Source organism: Delftia sp. NA_296.1 (assembly GCF_052692095.1).
This window is the reverse complement of the sequence record NZ_JBQZGF010000002.1, coordinates 688,783-705,068: the sequence shown is the minus strand read 5'-3', so window position 1 is coordinate 705,068 and position 16,286 is coordinate 688,783. Positions and strand designations below refer to the sequence as shown.

The following is a 16,286-nucleotide window of genomic DNA, read 5'->3' as shown; positions in this document are numbered from 1 at the left end:
TGTGCCGGCTCAGCGACGGTCGTCGTCGTTGAACACTTCGTCGGTGAACATCACGCGGCGCACCACGCCGGCGGGGTCGATATACACATGGGCCTGGCGGCGAATGCCATTTTCCAGAATACGGTAGGTCCAGATGTCGCCGTTGAAACTGTAGACCCTCTCGATCAGCGCAGGCGGGCCGAAGAGCTGACGCACGCTTTCCCGGGTGTCCTCGCCATTGCGCAGGGCGTGGAAGCGTTCGATGGTGAGCGCCTGCTCCACGCGCACCAGGCGCTGGCTGGCGTCGAAATCCATGTGGTAGACCTGCTGGCCCGCAGGCTGCCGGCTGTAGACCAGGCGCGTGCCGCCACCGTCCAGCGGCAGGCTCAGGGTCGGGCGGCCCATGGAGCGCTCGATCTCGGAGCGCGGCGTGCCGGGCTTTTGCCACTCGGGCACGGCGCAGCCGGCAAGCAGCAGGGACAAGGCCAGGGCAAGCAGCGCCCAGGCAACGAGGCCCGCGCCGTCCATCTTCCAGCGCGGCATGAAGCGAAGCGCTGGCAGGTGGGTCATGCGCGTTCTGCCTGTTTCTGCTGCTTGAGCAGCTTGGTCTTGATGCGGTTGCGCTTGAGCGGCGACAGGTACTCGACGAAGACCTTGCCCATCAGGTGGTCCATCTCGTGCTGGATGCAGATGGCCTTGAAGCCTTCGGCCTCGATGATGCGTTCGTTGCCGTTCTCGTCCAGCGCCTTGACCTTGATGGCGGTGGAGCGCTCGACGCCGTCGTAGATGCCGGGCACCGACAGGCAGCCTTCTTCGCCCAGCTGCGTTTCCTCGCTGGCCCAGAGCAGCTCCGGGTTGATCAGCGCAAAGGGCTCGTCACGGCCTTCGGAGACATCGACCACGACCACGCGCTCGTGCACGTTCACCTGGGTGGCTGCCAGGCCCACGCCCTGGGCGTCATACATGGTGGCGTACATATCCTGGACCAGCTGGCGAATGCGGTCATCGACCTTGGCAACCGGCTTGGCGACGGTGTGCAGGCGGGGGTCGGGATAGCAAAGAATGGGCAGAATGGACATGGCGTGGTCGGTGAATGTCGTTATTTTCGCCACTTTTCTGCCTGGGCGCAGCGGGACGACGCAATAAGCGTTGCCCTCTCATGGCCTTGCACGCAGAATCTTTGCTGATTTGTAAGACCTGTATGGCCGTTCATGACAAGATCGGTCGTGCCGCAGTGCCTAGGAGGGACGCTGCGTCAGCCACAAGAAGAGGAATTCCATGACTGCATTCGCCACAGCTCGTACCTGGACTGTCGCAACGGCCCTGATCGCTGCGTTCGCAGCGGCCCACGCGCAGCAGCTTCCGGTGACGGCATCGCAGCGCTCGGCCGCCCAGCAGGTGGCCCAGCAGGGCGTTCCCGTGGGCGAGCTGGCGCCCGATGCGCCCGACAGCTACACCGTCAAGCGCGGCGACACGCTGTGGGGCATCTCCGGCATGTACCTGCGCCGTCCCTGGCGCTGGCCCGAGCTGTGGGGCATGAACATGCAGGCCATCGCCAATCCCCACCTTATCTATCCGGGCCAGGTGCTGTACCTGGACAAGCGTGATGGCTATGCCCGCCTGAGCACGGCGCGTCCCATGGGCGACGGTGGCGAGCCCGGTGTGGTGCGCGTGTCTCCGAGCACGCGCAGCGAATCCCTGGCCCAGGCGGCCCTGCCCACGCTGCAGCCCCATCTGATCGAGCCCTTCCTGGCCGAGCCGCTGGTGGTCGATGCCGAAACGCTGCTGCGCGCACCCCGCCTCATCGCCACCACGGACGAGCGCGTGCTCATGGCCAGCGGTGACCGTGCCTATGCACGCGGCACGGCCGAGGCGCCGTTGCGCAAGGGCGACGGCCTGCCGCGCCAGTACCGTGTCTTCCGCGATGCGGTGGCGCTCAAGGACCCCATCTCCGGCGAGGTGCTGGGCTACGAGGCCAAGTACCTGGGCCTGGCCGATCTCATCGAGGGCGAGACCTCGCTGGAGATCGTGGACAGCAAGGGCGAAAAGCACGAGCAGGCCTCTCCCGCCACGGTGGACCTGTCGCGCGTCAAGACCGAGATGCGTGCTGGCGACCGCCTGCTGCCCGCACCGGAACGAACCTACATGAACTATGCGCCGCATGCGCCGCAGGCTGCCGTGAAGGCCCATGTGGTGTCCCTGTACGGCGACCAGGCCGTGCGCTGGGCGGCCAACAACCAGGTCATTGCCATCAACAAGGGCACGCAGGACGGCATGGACGTGGGCACGGTGCTGGAGCTGATCCGCCGTGGCGCGCGCATCGTGGACAAGACGGGCGACAAGAAGGAAGAAGTGCAGCTGCCCGACGAACGCAATGGCCACGCCATGGTGTTCCGCACCTTCGACCGCGTCTCCTACGCGCTGATCCTGGAGGCACGGCGCGGCGTCGAGGTGGGCGACAGCCTGACCTCGCCGGCTCCCTGAGCCCCAGCGGCCTGCCGGCAACGCCATGGCGGCCGCCTTGCAGTCCACCGACCGGCTCGCTCCCGAGGAGCTGTCCGCCTGGCTTCGGCTGCTGCTGACGCCCGGTGTGGGCCGCACCACGGCGCGGCGCCTGCTGGCGGCCTGCGGTGGCGCGCAGAACATCTGGAGCGGCCCTCCAGCCGCCTGGCACGGCCTGGTGACGGCGGCACAGGCCCATTCGCTGCAGACCGTGCCCCAGCGCCTGGAGCAGCTTGTGGCGGCCACGGTGCAATGGCTGGACCAGCCCGCTTCCGGGCAGTTGCATGCCGTGCTTGCGCTGGGCCATCCCCAGTATCCGCAGGCGCTGCTGCAGACCGAAGATCCGCCGCTGCTGCTGCATGTGCAGGGCAGCGAGCGCTGCATGGTAGGTTCTGGTCCCTGGTTTCCCTATCCACAGTCCCTGGCCATGGTCGGCAGCCGCGGGCCGACGGTCCAGGGCGCCGCCAATGCGCGCGCCATGGCGCAGGCGCTGGCCGAGGCCGGCCTGTGCATCGTCTCCGGACTGGCGCAGGGCGTTGATGGCGCTGCCCATGAGGGCGCACTGCGCGCGGTGCTGCGCACCGGCGCCCAGGCGGCGCCCGTCACCATTGCCGTCGTCGGCACGGGCCTGGACCAGGTCTATCCACGGCGCCACATCGGCCTGGCCCGCGAAGTGGCCTGCCACGGGCTGATCGTCAGCGAATATCCGCTGGGCACCGGCCCCATGGCCGCTCACTTTCCGCAGCGCAACCGCATCATTGCGGGCCTGTCCCAGGGCACGCTGGTGGTCGAGGCGGCCCTGCAATCGGGCTCGCTGATCACGGCCAGGCTGGCCAGCGAACAGGGCCGCGAGGTCTTTGCCATCCCCGGCTCCATCCACGCGCCCCAGTCGCGCGGCTGCCATGCGCTGCTGCGCCAGGGCGCCAAGCTCGTGGAAACGGCGCAGGACGTGCTCGATGAACTGCAGGGAACGGCCGTGCGCCTGCCGCTTGCCAAACAGGTACCGGCAGCGGCAGCTGTCCAGTCCGCACAGGACCATGAGAACGACGCCACCCTGCGCGCCCTGGCCCACGACCCGTTGTCGCTGGACGAGCTCATGGACCGCACCGGCATGGATGCCGCAGCCCTGCAGGCCCACCTGCTGGAGCTTGAACTGGAAGGCCGCGTGGAGCGCCTGCCCGGCGGCCTGTTCCAGCGCCTGGCCCAGGCCTGAGCTCAAAAACTGGCGCACTCCAACATCAGGGACGCCGAGCAAGAGCCGCCTCGCGGTGGGGGCGCCTAGCCGAGGGCGTCGTCCCCCTCCCTTGCGAAGCAAGTAGAGAGGCGCCGTGCCACGGGGGAAGGCGCGCAGCGCCTCAGGGGGTGCCGAGTCTTTCAGGGTTCGCCTGAATCTTCTCCAGCGCATCGCGCGTCGCGCGCACCGTGAGCGCCTCTTCGTCATGCACGGACAGCAGGCCGGACTGCAGGTAGGAGGCCATGCGCCGCAGCTGCAGCAGGTGGCAGGTGCCATCGAGCGCGGCGAACAGGTGCAGCTGCTTGCGGCGGCTGCGCCAGGTGTATTGCACCTGGATGCGCGCGCCGTTGTGGTCCAGCGTGAACCAGCGGCCCGGCTCCAGCGAGGTGGCCCACTCCAGCATCACCGGGTCCACGGGGGTGTTGGTGCTCGGGATGACGTTGAGCCCGGCCGTGTCCACGCCCAGGATCATCTCGATGTTCTCGGGCGACAGCGGCATGTCCTCGTCGAGCATGCCGTCTTCGCTGATGTACTGCTCCAGATGGGACAGTCGCTGGGCCATGGCCTCGATGCGGGCCGGTGCGATGGTCGCTGTCTTGGAGACGAAGGCTTCGGCCAGCGTGTCGGTGACCAGCTTGATGCGTGCGGACTGCCCCTCGCCCGTGACGCCGATCAGGGCCAGCCCTTCGCGCAGCGTCTGCAGCAGCGTCGGCAGCGTCTGGATCACGCGCGAGCGTTCCTGGCGCGTGGGCTTGGCGCTGGCGGCCCAGACCAGTTCGCTGGCGGCCTGCTTGAAGCGCATGGTGCGCGCGTCCTTGGCGCCGTGGCGCACGGCGGCCAGGGCCAGCACCTCGGTCCAGGTCTTGAACAGGAACTCGCGGATCTCTTCGCGCACCGGCATGTCGGTGAGCAGGTGGCGCAGCTCGATCGTGTACTGGATGGCCAGGGTTTCCTTTTGCTCCACCTGCTGGGCCACGCTGACGATCTTGGCCTTGTCCTGCGACTGGGTCAGGTAGCGCGCCAGGAAGTCCTCGAACTCGCGCAGCACCAGCACGAAGACCTTCTGGCCGGTCTCCGGGTACTGCTCGATGACCTGGACGATGCGCCGGATCTCCGACTCCAGCGCGCTGCCGCTGATGCTGGAGGCGTCGAACCCCATCACGCACGAACCCAGGCGGTCGATCAGCAGCCGGGCCGGGTGGCGCAGGTTGCTGAAGAATTCCGGCTCGGCCAGGGCCACGCGCAGCACGGGCACCTGCAGCCGGGCAAACCATACGCGCACCGAGGGCGGGATGCGGTCCTCGGTCAGGATGGCCTGGAACATCAGGGCCACGATCTCGATGGTGGCCTTTTCACCCGAGGTTGTGGCCTTGCGCTTGAGCTCGGCCGAGCGCTCGCGCACCTGGCCCACCAACTGGCCGATGGCGGCCGGGCTGGCATCGATTTGCAGCGTGGTCAGTCCCCGGGCCAGCATCTGCTGGTACTGCGTCTGGGCCACGACGCGCTGCTCCAGCAGGGCCTGGGTCAGCGCGGCCGATGCGGGGGCCTGCTGCAGGCCACCGCCCACGCCGCCCACGCCGGGCACCAGGCCCGGCACGCCCACGCCCGGCTGCATGAGCAGGCGGCGCAGTTGGCCCACGACTTCATGGGCGCGGTGGCGTGCACGCGAAAGTGTTGTCAGGCCCACGGGCATCTGGCCCTGGGGCAGTGCTCCGTTGGGCGGATAGGAGGCGGCAGCGCCCGGCACGCCACCCATCTGCGTGGGCGCATAGGCCGAGGAAGGCTGCGAGGTCGAGGCAGGCGCCGTGGCCGGGCCCAGGCCCATGGCGCGCGTGGAGTGGCCGCCCTCGGTGCGCCGCACCCGCATGGCCACGTCCTGCGAACGGGTGACGCCCTGGCCGTCCAGCAGCTGGTGGGCCGCCTGGTATCCGGCCACCAGCAGCGGTGCCAGGGCTGTCTGCAGCAGATCGTTCACGCGCTGCAGATCGCCGCGCTGCAGGCCGCTGGCGAGCCATTGCTCGACCAGATGGCGGCACACGGACTCGCTGCGCAGAATGTCGTCGGATGGCAGTTCCTGGTTTTCGATGGCCTGCATGCGCAGGCGCAGCGTATCGAAGACGGGTGCCGTGGTTTCACCCATGGCCAGCGCCATGCGGGAGGCCAGGATCTTGTTCTCCACCACATCGTCGCTGAGCAGTTCGAACTGCAGCGCCCCGCGCTGTGGCACGGAGGCCGGTGTGGCCCTGCCCGGCTGCAGTGCGCCCTGCAGGGCCTGCATGCAGGCATTCAGCCAGGCCGCCTGGTGCTGGCGGTAGCTGGACCAGGCCTCGCGACGCTCCTGCATTTCACGTGCGGTGCCCACGGCCTGGGCTTGTTGTTCCATCTGGGCCAGCAGCTGCTGGGCCACGCCGGGCAGGCCCTTGCACAGTCCACGCACCCAATGCAAACGCGCCTGCTGGCCCAGTGAAGACTGGGTGCCAGCAGGCGCGTTGGAAGGGGTGGGCAGGGAGGGCATGCCCGCGAGTGTAAGCCGGTCTGGAGCTAGAACATTCGCTTACACAGTGGCGCCGGCGTTGGGATCGTTGGGGTCCGTGGAAGCCTTGGGCGCCTTGATCAGATCCTCGCGCTTGACGCCCAGCCACATGGCGATGGCGGCGGCCACGAAGACCGAGGAATAGATCCCGAACAGGATGCCGATGGTCAGCGCCAGCGCGAAGTAGTGCAGGCTGGGACCGCCGAAGAAGAACATGGACAGCACCATGGCCTCGGTGGAGGCGTGGGTGATGATGGTGCGGCTCATCGTGCTGGTGATGGCGTGGTCGATCACCTCGGTGGTGCTGAGCTTGCGGAACTTGCGGAAGGCTTCGCGGATACGGTCGAAGATCACGACCGACTCGTTGACCGAGTAGCCCAGCACGGCCAGCACGCCGGCCAGCACGGACAGCGAGAACTCCCACTGGAAGAACGCGAAGAAGCCCAGGATGATGACCACGTCGTGCAGGTTGGCGATCACGGCGGCCACGCCGAACTTCCACTCGAAGCGCATGGCCAGGTAGATCACGATGCCCAGCACCACGAAGCCCAGTGCCATCAGGCCGTTGTGCATGAGCTCGTCACCCACCTGCGGGCCCACGAACTCGGTGCGGCGCAGCGTGACTTCGGCGTCTTCCTTCTTGAGCGCCGTGAGCACCTGCTCGCTTTGCTGCGCGGAGGACACGTCCTTTTGCACGGGCAGGCGGATCATCACGTCGCGCGACGTGCCGAAGTTCTGCACCGTGACGTCGCTGTAGCCCAGCTTGGAGACGGTATCGCGCACCTTGGCGATGTCGGCGGTCTGGGTATAGGCCACCTCCATCACGGTGCCGCCCGTGAACTCCACGGACAGGTGCAGGCCGCGCGTGAGCAGGAAGAACACGGCCAGCGCGAAGGTGATGAAGGAGATCGCGTTGAGGACCAACGCGTACTTCATGAAGGGGATGTCTTTGCGGATGCGGAAGAACTCCATGGTCTTCCCCCTTTCAGTTGTTGGCGCCGGAATCGGCGACGCTGGAACCCTTGGCAGCCACGGAGCGCAGCTGGCTGGTGTCTTCCGGCTTCCAGACCTGGCCGATGGAGATGCTCTTGAGCTTCTTGCGGCGGCCGTACCAGAGGTTGACCAGACCGCGCGAGAAGAACACGGCCGAGAACATGCTGGTCAGGATGCCGATGCAGTGCACCACGGCGAAGCCGCGCACCGGGCCGGAGCCGAAGGCCAGCAGCGCCAGGCCCGCGATCAGCGTGGTCACGTTCGAGTCCAGGATGGTGTGCCATGCGTTCTCGTAGCCCGCATGGATGGCGGCCTGCGGCGAGACGCCGCCGCGCAGTTCCTCGCGAATGCGCTCGTTGATCAGCACGTTGGAGTCGATGGCCACGCCCAGAGCCAGCGCCATGGCGGCGATGCCGGGCAGGGTCAGCGTGGCCTGCAGCATGGACAGGATGGCCAGCAGCAGCAGCACGTTGACCGACAGGGCCACCGTGGAGATCACGCCGAACAGCATGTAGTACACGCACATGAAGGCCGCGATGGCCACCAGGCCCCAGACCACGGAGTGGATGCCGCGGTTGATGTTGTCGGCGCCCAGGCTGGGGCCGATGGTGTATTCCTCGATGATCTCCATGGGCGCGGCCAGCGAGCCGGCGCGCAGCAGCAGGGCCGTGTCGTTGGCTTCCGCCGTGGTCATGCGGCCCGAGATCTGCACGCGTCCGCCACCGATCTCGGTACGGATCACGGGAGCCGTCACGACCTCGCCCTTGCCCTTTTCGAACAGGATGATGGCCATGCGCTTGCCCACGTTCTCACGCGTGATGTCCTTGAAGATGCGCGCGCCCTTGGCATCGAGCACCAGGTTGACCGTGGGTTCCTGGGTCTGGCTGTCGAAGCCGGGCTGTGCGTCGGTGAGGTTCTCGCCGGTCAGCACGACCTGCTTTTGCACGATCACGGCCTGGGCGTTGCGGTCCAGGTAGCGCTCGGAGCCGAAGGGCACGGGGCCCGAGCCCAGCTCGGCGCCGCGCGCCTCGGAGGATTCGTCGACCAGGCGCACTTCCAGCGTGGCCGTGCGGCCCAGGATGTCCTTGGCCTTGGCCGTGTCCTGCACGCCGGGCAGCTGGACGATGATGCGGTCCAGACCCTGCTGCTGGATCACGGGCTCGGCCACGCCCAGCTCGTTGATCCGGTTGTGCAGGGTGACGATGTTCTGCTTGAGCGCCTGCTCCTGCACCTTGCGCAGGGCTTCGGGCTTGATGGAGGCCAGCAGCTTGAAGCCGGCGCCATCAGGCTCGGAGGTGGCCGCCAGATCGGGGAACTGGTCGGTGACCAGATTGCGTGCGGCCGTGAGCATGGCCTCGTCGCGCACGCGGATCTCGACGGTGTTGCCGTTGCGCGAGACGCCGCCGTGGCGGATGTTCTTGTCGCGCAGCGAGGTGCGCAGGTCGCCGGCAAAGGAGTCGGCCTTCTTGGTCAGGGCCGCAGCCATGTCCACCTGCAGCATGAAGTGCACGCCACCGCGCAGGTCCAGGCCCAGGTACATGGGCTTGGCGCCGACGGCCGTGAGCCATTGCGGCGACCGCGACACCAGGTTCAGCGCCACGATGTAGGCCGGGTCGTTGGCATCGGGGATCAGGGCCTTCTGGATCACGTCCTTGGCCTTGAGCTGCTCGTCGGGCGTGTTGAAGCGCGCCCGCACCGAGGTGCCCTCGATGGTCAGCACATCGGGCTTGACATCGGCAGCCTTCAGGGCCTCCTCGACCCTGTGCAGCACCGCGTTGTCCACCTTGATGGTGGCCTTGGCCGAGGAGACCTGCACCGCAGGCGCCTCACCGAAAAAATTGGGCAGGGTGTAGAGCACCCCCACCAGCAGCGCGATCACGATGATCGCGTACTTCCAGACCGGATATCGGTTCATGATCGCGCTCTTCGCTCTTTGTAGACAGCAACGCACAAAAGGGTGTGCTGCCGCCTGCGCGGTCCGCACACCCGCAAGACAGGGACAGCGCTTACTTCAGCGTGTCCTTGGGCAGCACCTGTACGACGGCGCTGCGCTGGATCTGGACTTCCACACCCGAGGCGATCTCGATGTGCAGGAATTGCTCGGACATGCGTGTCACGCGGCCGATGATGCCGCCGGACGTTGCCACTTCGTCGCCCTTGGCCAGCGCCTCGATCATGGAGCGGTGCTCCTTCTGGCGCTTCATCTGGGGGCGGATCATCACGAAGTACAGCACCACGAACATCAGTGCCAGTGGTGCCATGCCGTACAGCTGCGACATGAAGTCGCCACCGGAGGCTGCTGCTGCGGGTGCGGTCTGGGCAAAAGCGGAAGAAATAAACACGGGCAAGACTCCAGAATTGGAAGGTCGAAAAAGGGTCGCTGCGCACGCCGTATGCACGGGCCCGCGCAGGAGAACGGAGCATTGTATGCGTCAGCCCTGACCCACATGGGCTGCCAGGATCTGGCGGCTGCGGGTTTTTCGGCGACGATGGCTGCAACTGGCTGCCATCTGCCGTTTTTAAAGGGGTGGAGCGCGGTTTTTCGTGATTTTTGCGCCCGGCTTGACGGTCCATGGAACGGACCCTGACGGAGCCGCGCCGCCCACACCTTGTGGTGCGGGCGGCGGCAGCGATCTTACAGGAGGCCCCTGGAGCGGGGCGGTCCGTGTGGTTTCAGGCGACGCCGACGGCGGGCTTGCCCGCGCTGCCGGCACCCCGTGACGGTGCGCTCCAGCGTGCCATCAGCGCCTTCCACTTGATGCGGGCCGCTGCCAGGTTGCGCTCCTTGACATGGCCGTAGCCGCGGATGTCCTCGGGAATGCTGGCGATCTCTACGGCCAGCGCCAGGCGCTCGGGCGTGAGTTCGGCCAGCAGGCCTTCGATGCACTGGCGGTATTCCTGGATCAGGGCGCGCTCGGTGCGGCGCTCCTGCGTGCGGCCGAAGGGGTCCAGCGCCGTGCCGCGCAGGCCCTTCATCTTCGCCAGCACTTCCATGGCCTTGCGCATCCAGGGACCGTAGGACTTCTTGACCAGATGGCCGTGCTCGTCCTTGCCGGCCGACGATGGCGGCGCCAGGTGGTGGACCACGCGGTAGTCGCCCTCGAACATGCCGGCGATGCGCTGGCTGAAGGCCGCATCGGTGTGCAGGCGCGCGACCTCGTACTCATCCTTGTAGGCCATGAGTTTGAACAGATATCGGGCCACGGCCTCCGACAGGCGCGTGCCGGAGCCCGCCACGCCGCGCTCGGCGGCATGGACCTTGTCCACGAAGGCCTGGTACTCGGCCGCATAGGCGGCGTTCTGGTAGCCCGTGAGGAAGTCCACGCGCTTGGCCACCATCTCGGTCAGCGAAGGCTTCTTGACGAACTGGATCACCTGGGCCGTCTGGAACAGGGCACGCACGGCAGCCAGGTCATGGGCGCAGCGGCGGCCCCACTCGAAGGCGGCCTTGTTGTTGTCGGCCTGCACGCCGTTGAGTTCGATGGCGCGCATCAGCGCGGCGTGCGACAGCGGCACGCGGCCCTTTTGCCAGGCGTAGCCCAGGATCAGCGGGTTGGTGTAGATGCTGTCGCCCAGCAGCTGCACGGCCACCTGCTCGGCGTCGAAGCTGCCCAGCAGCTCGGGTCCCACGGCCTGGGCCAGGGCGCTGGCGCAGCGGTCGTCCGGCGCCTGCCAGTCAGGGTTGGTGACGAAGGCTGCCGTGGGCGAGCCGTGGCTGTTGAGCGCCACGAAGGTGCGGCCTGGCTGCATCACGGACATGGTGGTCGGCGTGGCCGTGACGATGGGGTCGCAGCCGATCACCAGGTCGGCCTTGGCCATGTCCACCTTGGTGGTGTAGATGGCCTCGGGGCGGTTGGCGATCTGGATGTGGCTCCAGGTGGAGCCGCCCTTTTGCGCCAGGCCGGCCGCATCCTGGGTGATCACGCCCTTGCCCTCCAGGTGGGCGGCCATGCCCAGCAGCGAGCCGATGGTGATCACGCCCGTGCCGCCGACACCGGCCACCACGATGCCCCAGGCCTGCTCGGCCACGGGGAGCACAGGCTCCGGGATGGCGGGCAGCACGGACAGGTCGCCCTTCTTCTCCTTCTTGGGCTTCTTGAGCTGGCCGCCTTCGATGGTGACGAAGCTGGGGCAAAAGCCCTTCACGCAGGAGTAGTCCTTGTTGCAGGTGTTCTGGTTGATGCGGCGCTTGCGGCCGAACTCGGTCTCCACCGGCTCGACCGACAGGCAGTTGGACTGCACCGAGCAGTCGCCGCAGCCTTCGCAGACCAATTCGTTGATGACCACGGTCTTGTCGGGCGTGGCCAGCGTGCCGCGTTTGCGGCGGCGGCGCTTTTCGGTGGCGCAGGTCTGGTCGTAGATGATGGCCGTGCAGCCCTTGAGGGTGCGGAACTCGCGCTGGATGCGGTCCAGCTCGTCGCGGTGGTGCACGGTCACGCCCTCGGCCAGCGGCACGCCGTCGTACTTGGCGGGCTCGTCGGTGACGATGACCAGTTTGGCCACGCCCTCGGACTTGAGGCTGTTCATGATCTGCAGCACCGAGTGGCCCTCGGGCCGCTCGCCCACGCGCTGGCCGCCCGTCATGGCCACGGCGTCGTTGTACAGCAGCTTGTAGGTGATGTTCACGCCGGCCGCGATGCTCTGGCGTATCGCCAGCAGGCCGCTGTGGAAGTAGGTGCCGTCGCCCAGGTTGGCGAAGACATGCGCGTCCTTGGTGAAGGGCGCCTGGCCCACCCAGGTCACGCCCTCGCCACCCATCTGCGTGAAGGTGCTGGTGGAGCGGTCCATCCACACCGTCATGTAGTGGCAGCCGATGCCGGCCACGGCGCGGCTGCCCTCGGGCACGCGGGTGCTGGTGTTGTGCGGGCAGCCGCTGCAAAACCATGGCACGCGGTCGCCCGTGGGCTGGCTCTGGGCGGCCTTGAGCGCGGCCTCGCGGGCGTCCAGCACGGCAATGCGCTCGTGCATGCGCTGGGCGATGTGTTCGGGCACGCCGATCTTGGTCAGGCGCTGGACGATGGCGCGCGCGATGAGGGCCGGCGTCAGGTCCGCATTGGGGCGCAGCAGCCAGTCCTGGCTGGGATTGGGCACCGACCATTCGCCGCCGTGCTCATCGCTGAACTTGCCGACCACGTTGGGCCGCACGTCGGAGCGCCAGTTGTACAGCTCTTCCTTGATCTGGTATTCGATGACCTGGCGCTTTTCCTCCACCACCAGGATTTCCTGCAGGCCGCGCGCGAAGTCGCGCGTGATGGTGGCCTCCAGCGGCCAGACCACGTTGACCTTGTGCACGCGTATGCCCAGCTGGCGGCAGGTGTCGTCGTCCAGGCCCAGGTCGGCCAGGGCCTGGCGCATGTCGTTGTAGGCCTTGCCGCTGGCGATCAGGCCGAAGCGGTCGTTAGGACCGTCGATCACGTTGTGGTTGAGCCGGTTGGCGCGCACATAGGCCAGGGCCGCATACCACTTGTAATTCATCAGCCGCTGCTCCTGCTCCAGCGGCGCATCGGGCCAGCGGATGTGCAGGCCGCCGGGCGGCATCTGGAAGTCCTCGGGCAGGATGATGTTCACGCGGTCCGGCTCCACCGACACGCTGGCCGAGGACTCCACCACCTCCTGGATGGTCTTCATGCCCGACCACAGGCCGGAGAAGCGGCTCATGGCAAAGGCGTGCAGCCCCATGTCCAGGATGTCCTGCACATTGCTGGGAAAGAACACCGGCGTGCCGCAGGCCTTGAAGATGTGGTCGCTCTGGTGGGCGGCCGTGCTGCTCTTGCTGATATGGTCGTCGCCGGCCAGCGCGATCACGCCCCCGTGCCGGGCCGTGCCCGCCATGTTGGCGTGCTTGAACACGTCGGAGCAGCGGTCCACGCCCGGACCCTTGCCGTACCACAGGCCGAAGACGCCGTCGAACTTCTTGGTCTCGGGATAGAGATCCAGCTGCTGCGTGCCCCAGACGGCCGTGGCGCCCAGTTCTTCATTGACGCCGGGCTGGAAGACGATGTTGTTGGATTCGAGGTGCTTTTTCGCGGCCCATAGCGCCTGGTCATAGCCGCCCAGAGGGGAGCCCCGGTAGCCGCTGATGAAGCCTGCGGTGTTCAGGCCCGCTGCAGCGTCGCGCTGGCGCTGAAGCATGGGCAGGCGCACAAGGGCCTGTACTCCGCTCATGAACGCACGGCCGTGCTGCAGAGCGTATTTGTCGTCGAGAGTGACCGTCTCCAGGGCGCGGCGCACGTCTTCGGGCAGTGGGGCATTCATGGCTTGTCTCCATCGATGGTCGGCGCCCTGTCATGTCCTGCCCGGAACGGGAAAGAGGCATGCACGGCACTCGTTGTCTGAACCAAATCGCCTTTTTTCAGTGTATTCGTGCTCGTCTGATAGGTCTTTGCTTTCTTTGCGCTGTTTCAAGTATTCTTGGCAAGAATCTTTCTTGAAGACGGTGTTTTGTGCAAACTTTGGACAAATTCGACATTGCCATCCTCGGCCACCTGCAGGCCGATGCGCGCCTGACCAATGCCGAGCTGGCCCAGCGCGTGGGCCTGTCGGCCGCGCCCTGCTGGCGCCGTGTGCGGGCGCTGGAGGAGGCGGGCTTCATCCGCGGCTACCACGCCGACATCGACCGCCACAAGATCGGCCTGGGCGTGCTGGCCTTCGTGCGGCTCGATGCCGTGCGCACGGCCGGCACGCTGACGCTGGAGATGGAGGACGCCATCCGCAAGCTGCCCGAGGTCGTGACCTGCCACTACATCAGCGGCACCGGCACCTTCGAGCTGCAGGTGGTGGCGCGCGACCTGGACAGCTTTGCGCAGTTCGCGCGCAACACGCTGCTGAACCTGCCCAATGTGAAGGACATGCAGACCAGTTTCTCGCTGGGCGAGATCAAGTCCAGCCATGCGCTGCCCCTGTCCCAGCTGGGGCCCATGGCGGGCAAGGGCCTGCCGGACCAGTAGCCGCAGGCCGGCGGACTGGCCTGTGAAGGTCGCGCCGAAGCGACAGTGTGCTCCTGCAAAAGGAGCAAAAAACGCCTGCCGTGCAAGGCGGTGATCGTGGTTCTTAGTGCAACAACCATTTCTGGCGCCACCCCCGCGTTTGGGCCGAGAATCAGGGGCACATGGCCGCAGAACAAACAACACCAGTCCCCGCCCAGCCGCCTGCCTCTGAACCCGAGCCTTCCACCCCGCCCCCGGCCGAGCCTTCGGGCATGGGGGCGCCGGGCACCCTGATCGAAGACCCGTCAGGCATGACGGCCGCCGACAAGGCGGCTGCCGAGGCCGAAGGCCAGAAGACGGCCCAGGTCCAGCAGGGCGTCTGGGCGCCGCTGTCCGGCCCCACCTTCCGCATGCTATGGCTGATCTGGATGGCGGCCAATACCTGCATGTGGATGAACGATGTGGCGGCGGCCTGGCTCATGACCTCGCTGACCACCTCGCCCGTGCTGGTGGCCCTGGTGCAATCGGCCTCCACGCTGCCCGTCTTCCTGCTGGGCCTGCCCAGCGGCGCGCTGGCCGACATCCTGGACCGGCGCCGCTACTTCATCGTCACCCAGTTCTGGGTGGCGGCCGTGGCCCTGGTGCTGTGCCTGTTCGTGCTGTCCGGCCAGATGACGGCGCACTGGCTGCTGGTGCTGACCTTTGCCAACGGCATCGGCCTGGCCATGCGCTGGCCCGTGTTCTCGGCGCTGATCCCCGAACTCGTGCCCAAGCACCACCTGCCTTCGGCCATGGCGCTGAACGCGGTGGCCATGAATGCATCGCGCATCATCGGCCCGCTGGTGGCCGGCGCCATCATCGCCAGCCTGGGCAGCGCATGGGTGTTCGTGCTGAACGCCGTGCTGTCCATCCTCTCGGGCATCGTGCTGATCCGCTGGAAGCGCCGCCATGTGGCCAACCCGCTGGGCCGCGAGCGCCTGCCCTCGGCCATGCGCGTGGGCCTGCAGTTCGTGCGCGAGTCGCCCCGCATGCATGCGGTGCTGGCGCGCACGGTGTGTTTCTTCCTGCAGTGCACGGCCGTGATGGCCTTGCTGCCCCTGGTGGCCCAGCGCCTGCACGGCCCCACCGAGGGCGGGGGCGGCGCCGAGACCTTCACGCTGCTGCTGGCCTCCATGGGTGCGGGCGCCATCGTGGGCGCCATGTTCCTGCCGCGCCTGCGCCAGGCCATGTCCAAGGAAAGTCTGATCCGGTCGGGCTCTGCCGTGCATGCGCTGGCCACGCTGGCCGTGGCCCTGTCGCCCAATGTCTACATGGCCGTGCCGGCCATGATGCTGGCCGGCATGGCGCTGATCTCCACCGCCAACGTGCTGGGCGTCTCGGCCCAGATGGCCTTGCCCAACTGGGTGCGGGCGCGCGGCATGTCCATCTACCAGATGTCCATCATGGGCGGTACGGCGACAGGCGCCGCGCTCTGGGGACAGGTGGCCAGCATGGTGGGCGTGCGGGGCAGCCTCATGGTGGCCGCTGCCAGCGGCGTGGTCTGCATGCTGCTGGTCCAGCGCCTGGTGCGCGACCGCCAGATCGAGGAGGATTTGAGTCCCTCCAAGGCCTTCCAGCGCCCCGAGGTCAACATCCCCGAAGCCGGCCGCGTGGTCGTCACCATCGAGTACCAGATCGACCCCATCCAGGCCGAGGCCTTCCGCGCCCTCATGCAGGAAAGCCGCCGCAGCCGCATGCGCCAGGGCGCGCTGGGCTGGAGCCTGCTGCACAGCATGAGCCATCCCGAGCGCTATGTGGAGCAGATCATCGACGAGTCCTGGACCGAGCACCTGCGCCGCTTCGACCGCGTCACCGCCGCCGACGTGGCCCTGCGCGACCGCAAGCTGGCCTATCACAAGGGCAAGGAACCGCCGCGCGTCACGAGGTACTTCGATACCCCCTGAGGCGCTGCGCGCCTTCCCCCTGAGGGGGACGGCGCCCTCGCAGCGAGGCTGCTCTTGCTCGGCGCCCCTGGCGTTGGGCCGCGCCAGAGCGAGGGACAGTGGATGGAGGTGTGTCTGCGCTGGTCTTGTGCCATGCGGGGCGAGCCTTGGCGCAAAGGATAAAACTGGCGCACCCC

The 16,286-nt window shown here is 67.3% G+C and carries 11 protein-coding genes; 4 read left to right on the top strand and 7 right to left on the bottom strand.

What is annotated here, in order from left to right:
- Window positions 1-9: 9 nt before the first annotated feature.
- Complete coding sequence (locus ACUTR7_RS07670; RefSeq protein WP_445608500.1) at window positions 10-549, bottom strand: hypothetical protein; 540 nt, start codon at window positions 547-549, stop codon at window positions 10-12.
- Window positions 546-1,058, bottom strand: a complete 513-nt coding sequence (def, locus tag ACUTR7_RS07665; RefSeq protein ID WP_012202765.1) for a peptide deformylase — start codon at window positions 1,056-1,058, stop codon at window positions 546-548. Before def ends, ACUTR7_RS07670 begins: the two co-directional genes overlap by 4 nt.
- 199 nt (window positions 1,059-1,257) lie before the next feature.
- On the opposite strand from def, the gene ACUTR7_RS07660 reads away from it, so the two are divergent.
- Together ACUTR7_RS07660 and dprA are read left to right on the top strand one after the other, a co-directional pair.
- Window positions 1,258-2,463: a LysM peptidoglycan-binding domain-containing protein gene (locus ACUTR7_RS07660; protein ID WP_445608499.1), complete on the top strand. Its 1,206-nt coding sequence runs from the start codon at window positions 1,258-1,260 to the stop codon at window positions 2,461-2,463.
- A 25-nt stretch (window positions 2,464-2,488) separates the two neighbouring features.
- Complete coding sequence (gene dprA / locus ACUTR7_RS07655) at window positions 2,489-3,694, top strand: DNA-processing protein DprA (protein WP_445608498.1); 1,206 nt, start codon at window positions 2,489-2,491, stop codon at window positions 3,692-3,694.
- Between the two features lie 142 nt (window positions 3,695-3,836).
- On the opposite strand, the gene ACUTR7_RS07650 is transcribed toward dprA, so the two are convergent.
- The 5 genes from ACUTR7_RS07650 to ACUTR7_RS07630 form a co-directional block, all read right to left on the bottom strand.
- Window positions 3,837-6,230 carry a DUF1631 family protein gene (locus ACUTR7_RS07650; RefSeq protein ID WP_333906282.1) on the bottom strand — a complete coding sequence of 798 codons (2,394 nt, stop codon included), beginning with the start codon at window positions 6,228-6,230 and terminating at the stop codon, window positions 3,837-3,839.
- A gap of 39 nt (window positions 6,231-6,269) precedes the next feature.
- Window positions 6,270-7,220 carry a protein translocase subunit SecF gene (gene secF / locus ACUTR7_RS07645; protein WP_012202769.1) on the bottom strand — a complete coding sequence of 317 codons (951 nt, stop codon included), beginning with the start codon at window positions 7,218-7,220 and terminating at the stop codon, window positions 6,270-6,272.
- Between the two features lie 13 nt (window positions 7,221-7,233).
- Entirely contained in the window at window positions 7,234-9,156 is a 1,923-nt protein-coding gene (gene secD / locus ACUTR7_RS07640; RefSeq protein WP_043825337.1) for a protein translocase subunit SecD, read from the bottom strand.
- 91 nt (window positions 9,157-9,247) lie between these two features.
- Window positions 9,248-9,583, bottom strand: a complete 336-nt coding sequence (gene yajC / locus ACUTR7_RS07635; RefSeq protein WP_012202771.1) for a preprotein translocase subunit YajC — start codon at window positions 9,581-9,583, stop codon at window positions 9,248-9,250.
- A gap of 331 nt (window positions 9,584-9,914) precedes the next feature.
- Entirely contained in the window at window positions 9,915-13,496 is a 3,582-nt protein-coding gene (locus ACUTR7_RS07630; RefSeq protein ID WP_445608497.1) for an indolepyruvate ferredoxin oxidoreductase family protein, read from the bottom strand.
- Between the two features lie 188 nt (window positions 13,497-13,684).
- On the opposite strand from ACUTR7_RS07630, the gene ACUTR7_RS07625 reads away from it, so the two are divergent.
- Together ACUTR7_RS07625 and ACUTR7_RS07620 are read left to right on the top strand one after the other, a co-directional pair.
- The gene (locus ACUTR7_RS07625; protein WP_012202773.1) at window positions 13,685-14,188 is read left to right on the top strand and encodes an Lrp/AsnC family transcriptional regulator; all 504 of its coding nucleotides are present in this window, start codon (window positions 13,685-13,687) and stop codon (window positions 14,186-14,188) included.
- Window positions 14,189-14,439: 251 nt separating this feature from the next.
- Window positions 14,440-16,110, top strand: coding sequence for an MFS transporter (locus ACUTR7_RS07620; protein ID WP_445608516.1), 1,671 nt, complete (start codon window positions 14,440-14,442; stop codon window positions 16,108-16,110).
- Window positions 16,111-16,286 lie beyond the last annotated feature (176 nt).

What these genes read in the sequence shown, in the direction of transcription:
- ACUTR7_RS07670 (WP_445608500.1), bottom strand. Translation starts at nt 549, where the DNA reads ATGACCCACCTGCCAGCGCTTCGCTTCATGCCGCGCTGGAAGATGGAC.
- secF (WP_012202769.1), bottom strand. Translation starts at nt 7,220, where the DNA reads ATGGAGTTCTTCCGCATCCGCAAAGACATCCCCTTCATGAAGTACGCG.
- ACUTR7_RS07620 (WP_445608516.1), top strand. Translation starts at nt 14,440, where the DNA reads ATGGGGGCGCCGGGCACCCTGATCGAAGACCCGTCAGGCATGACGGCC.
- ACUTR7_RS07650 (WP_333906282.1), bottom strand. Translation starts at nt 6,230, where the DNA reads ATGCCCTCCCTGCCCACCCCTTCCAACGCGCCTGCTGGCACCCAGTCT.
- ACUTR7_RS07630 (WP_445608497.1), bottom strand. Translation starts at nt 13,496, where the DNA reads ATGAATGCCCCACTGCCCGAAGACGTGCGCCGCGCCCTGGAGACGGTC.
- secD (WP_043825337.1), bottom strand. Translation starts at nt 9,156, where the DNA reads ATGAACCGATATCCGGTCTGGAAGTACGCGATCATCGTGATCGCGCTG.
- def (WP_012202765.1), bottom strand. Translation starts at nt 1,058, where the DNA reads ATGTCCATTCTGCCCATTCTTTGCTATCCCGACCCCCGCCTGCACACC.
- ACUTR7_RS07660 (WP_445608499.1), top strand. Translation starts at nt 1,258, where the DNA reads ATGACTGCATTCGCCACAGCTCGTACCTGGACTGTCGCAACGGCCCTG.
- dprA (WP_445608498.1), top strand. Translation starts at nt 2,489, where the DNA reads ATGGCGGCCGCCTTGCAGTCCACCGACCGGCTCGCTCCCGAGGAGCTG.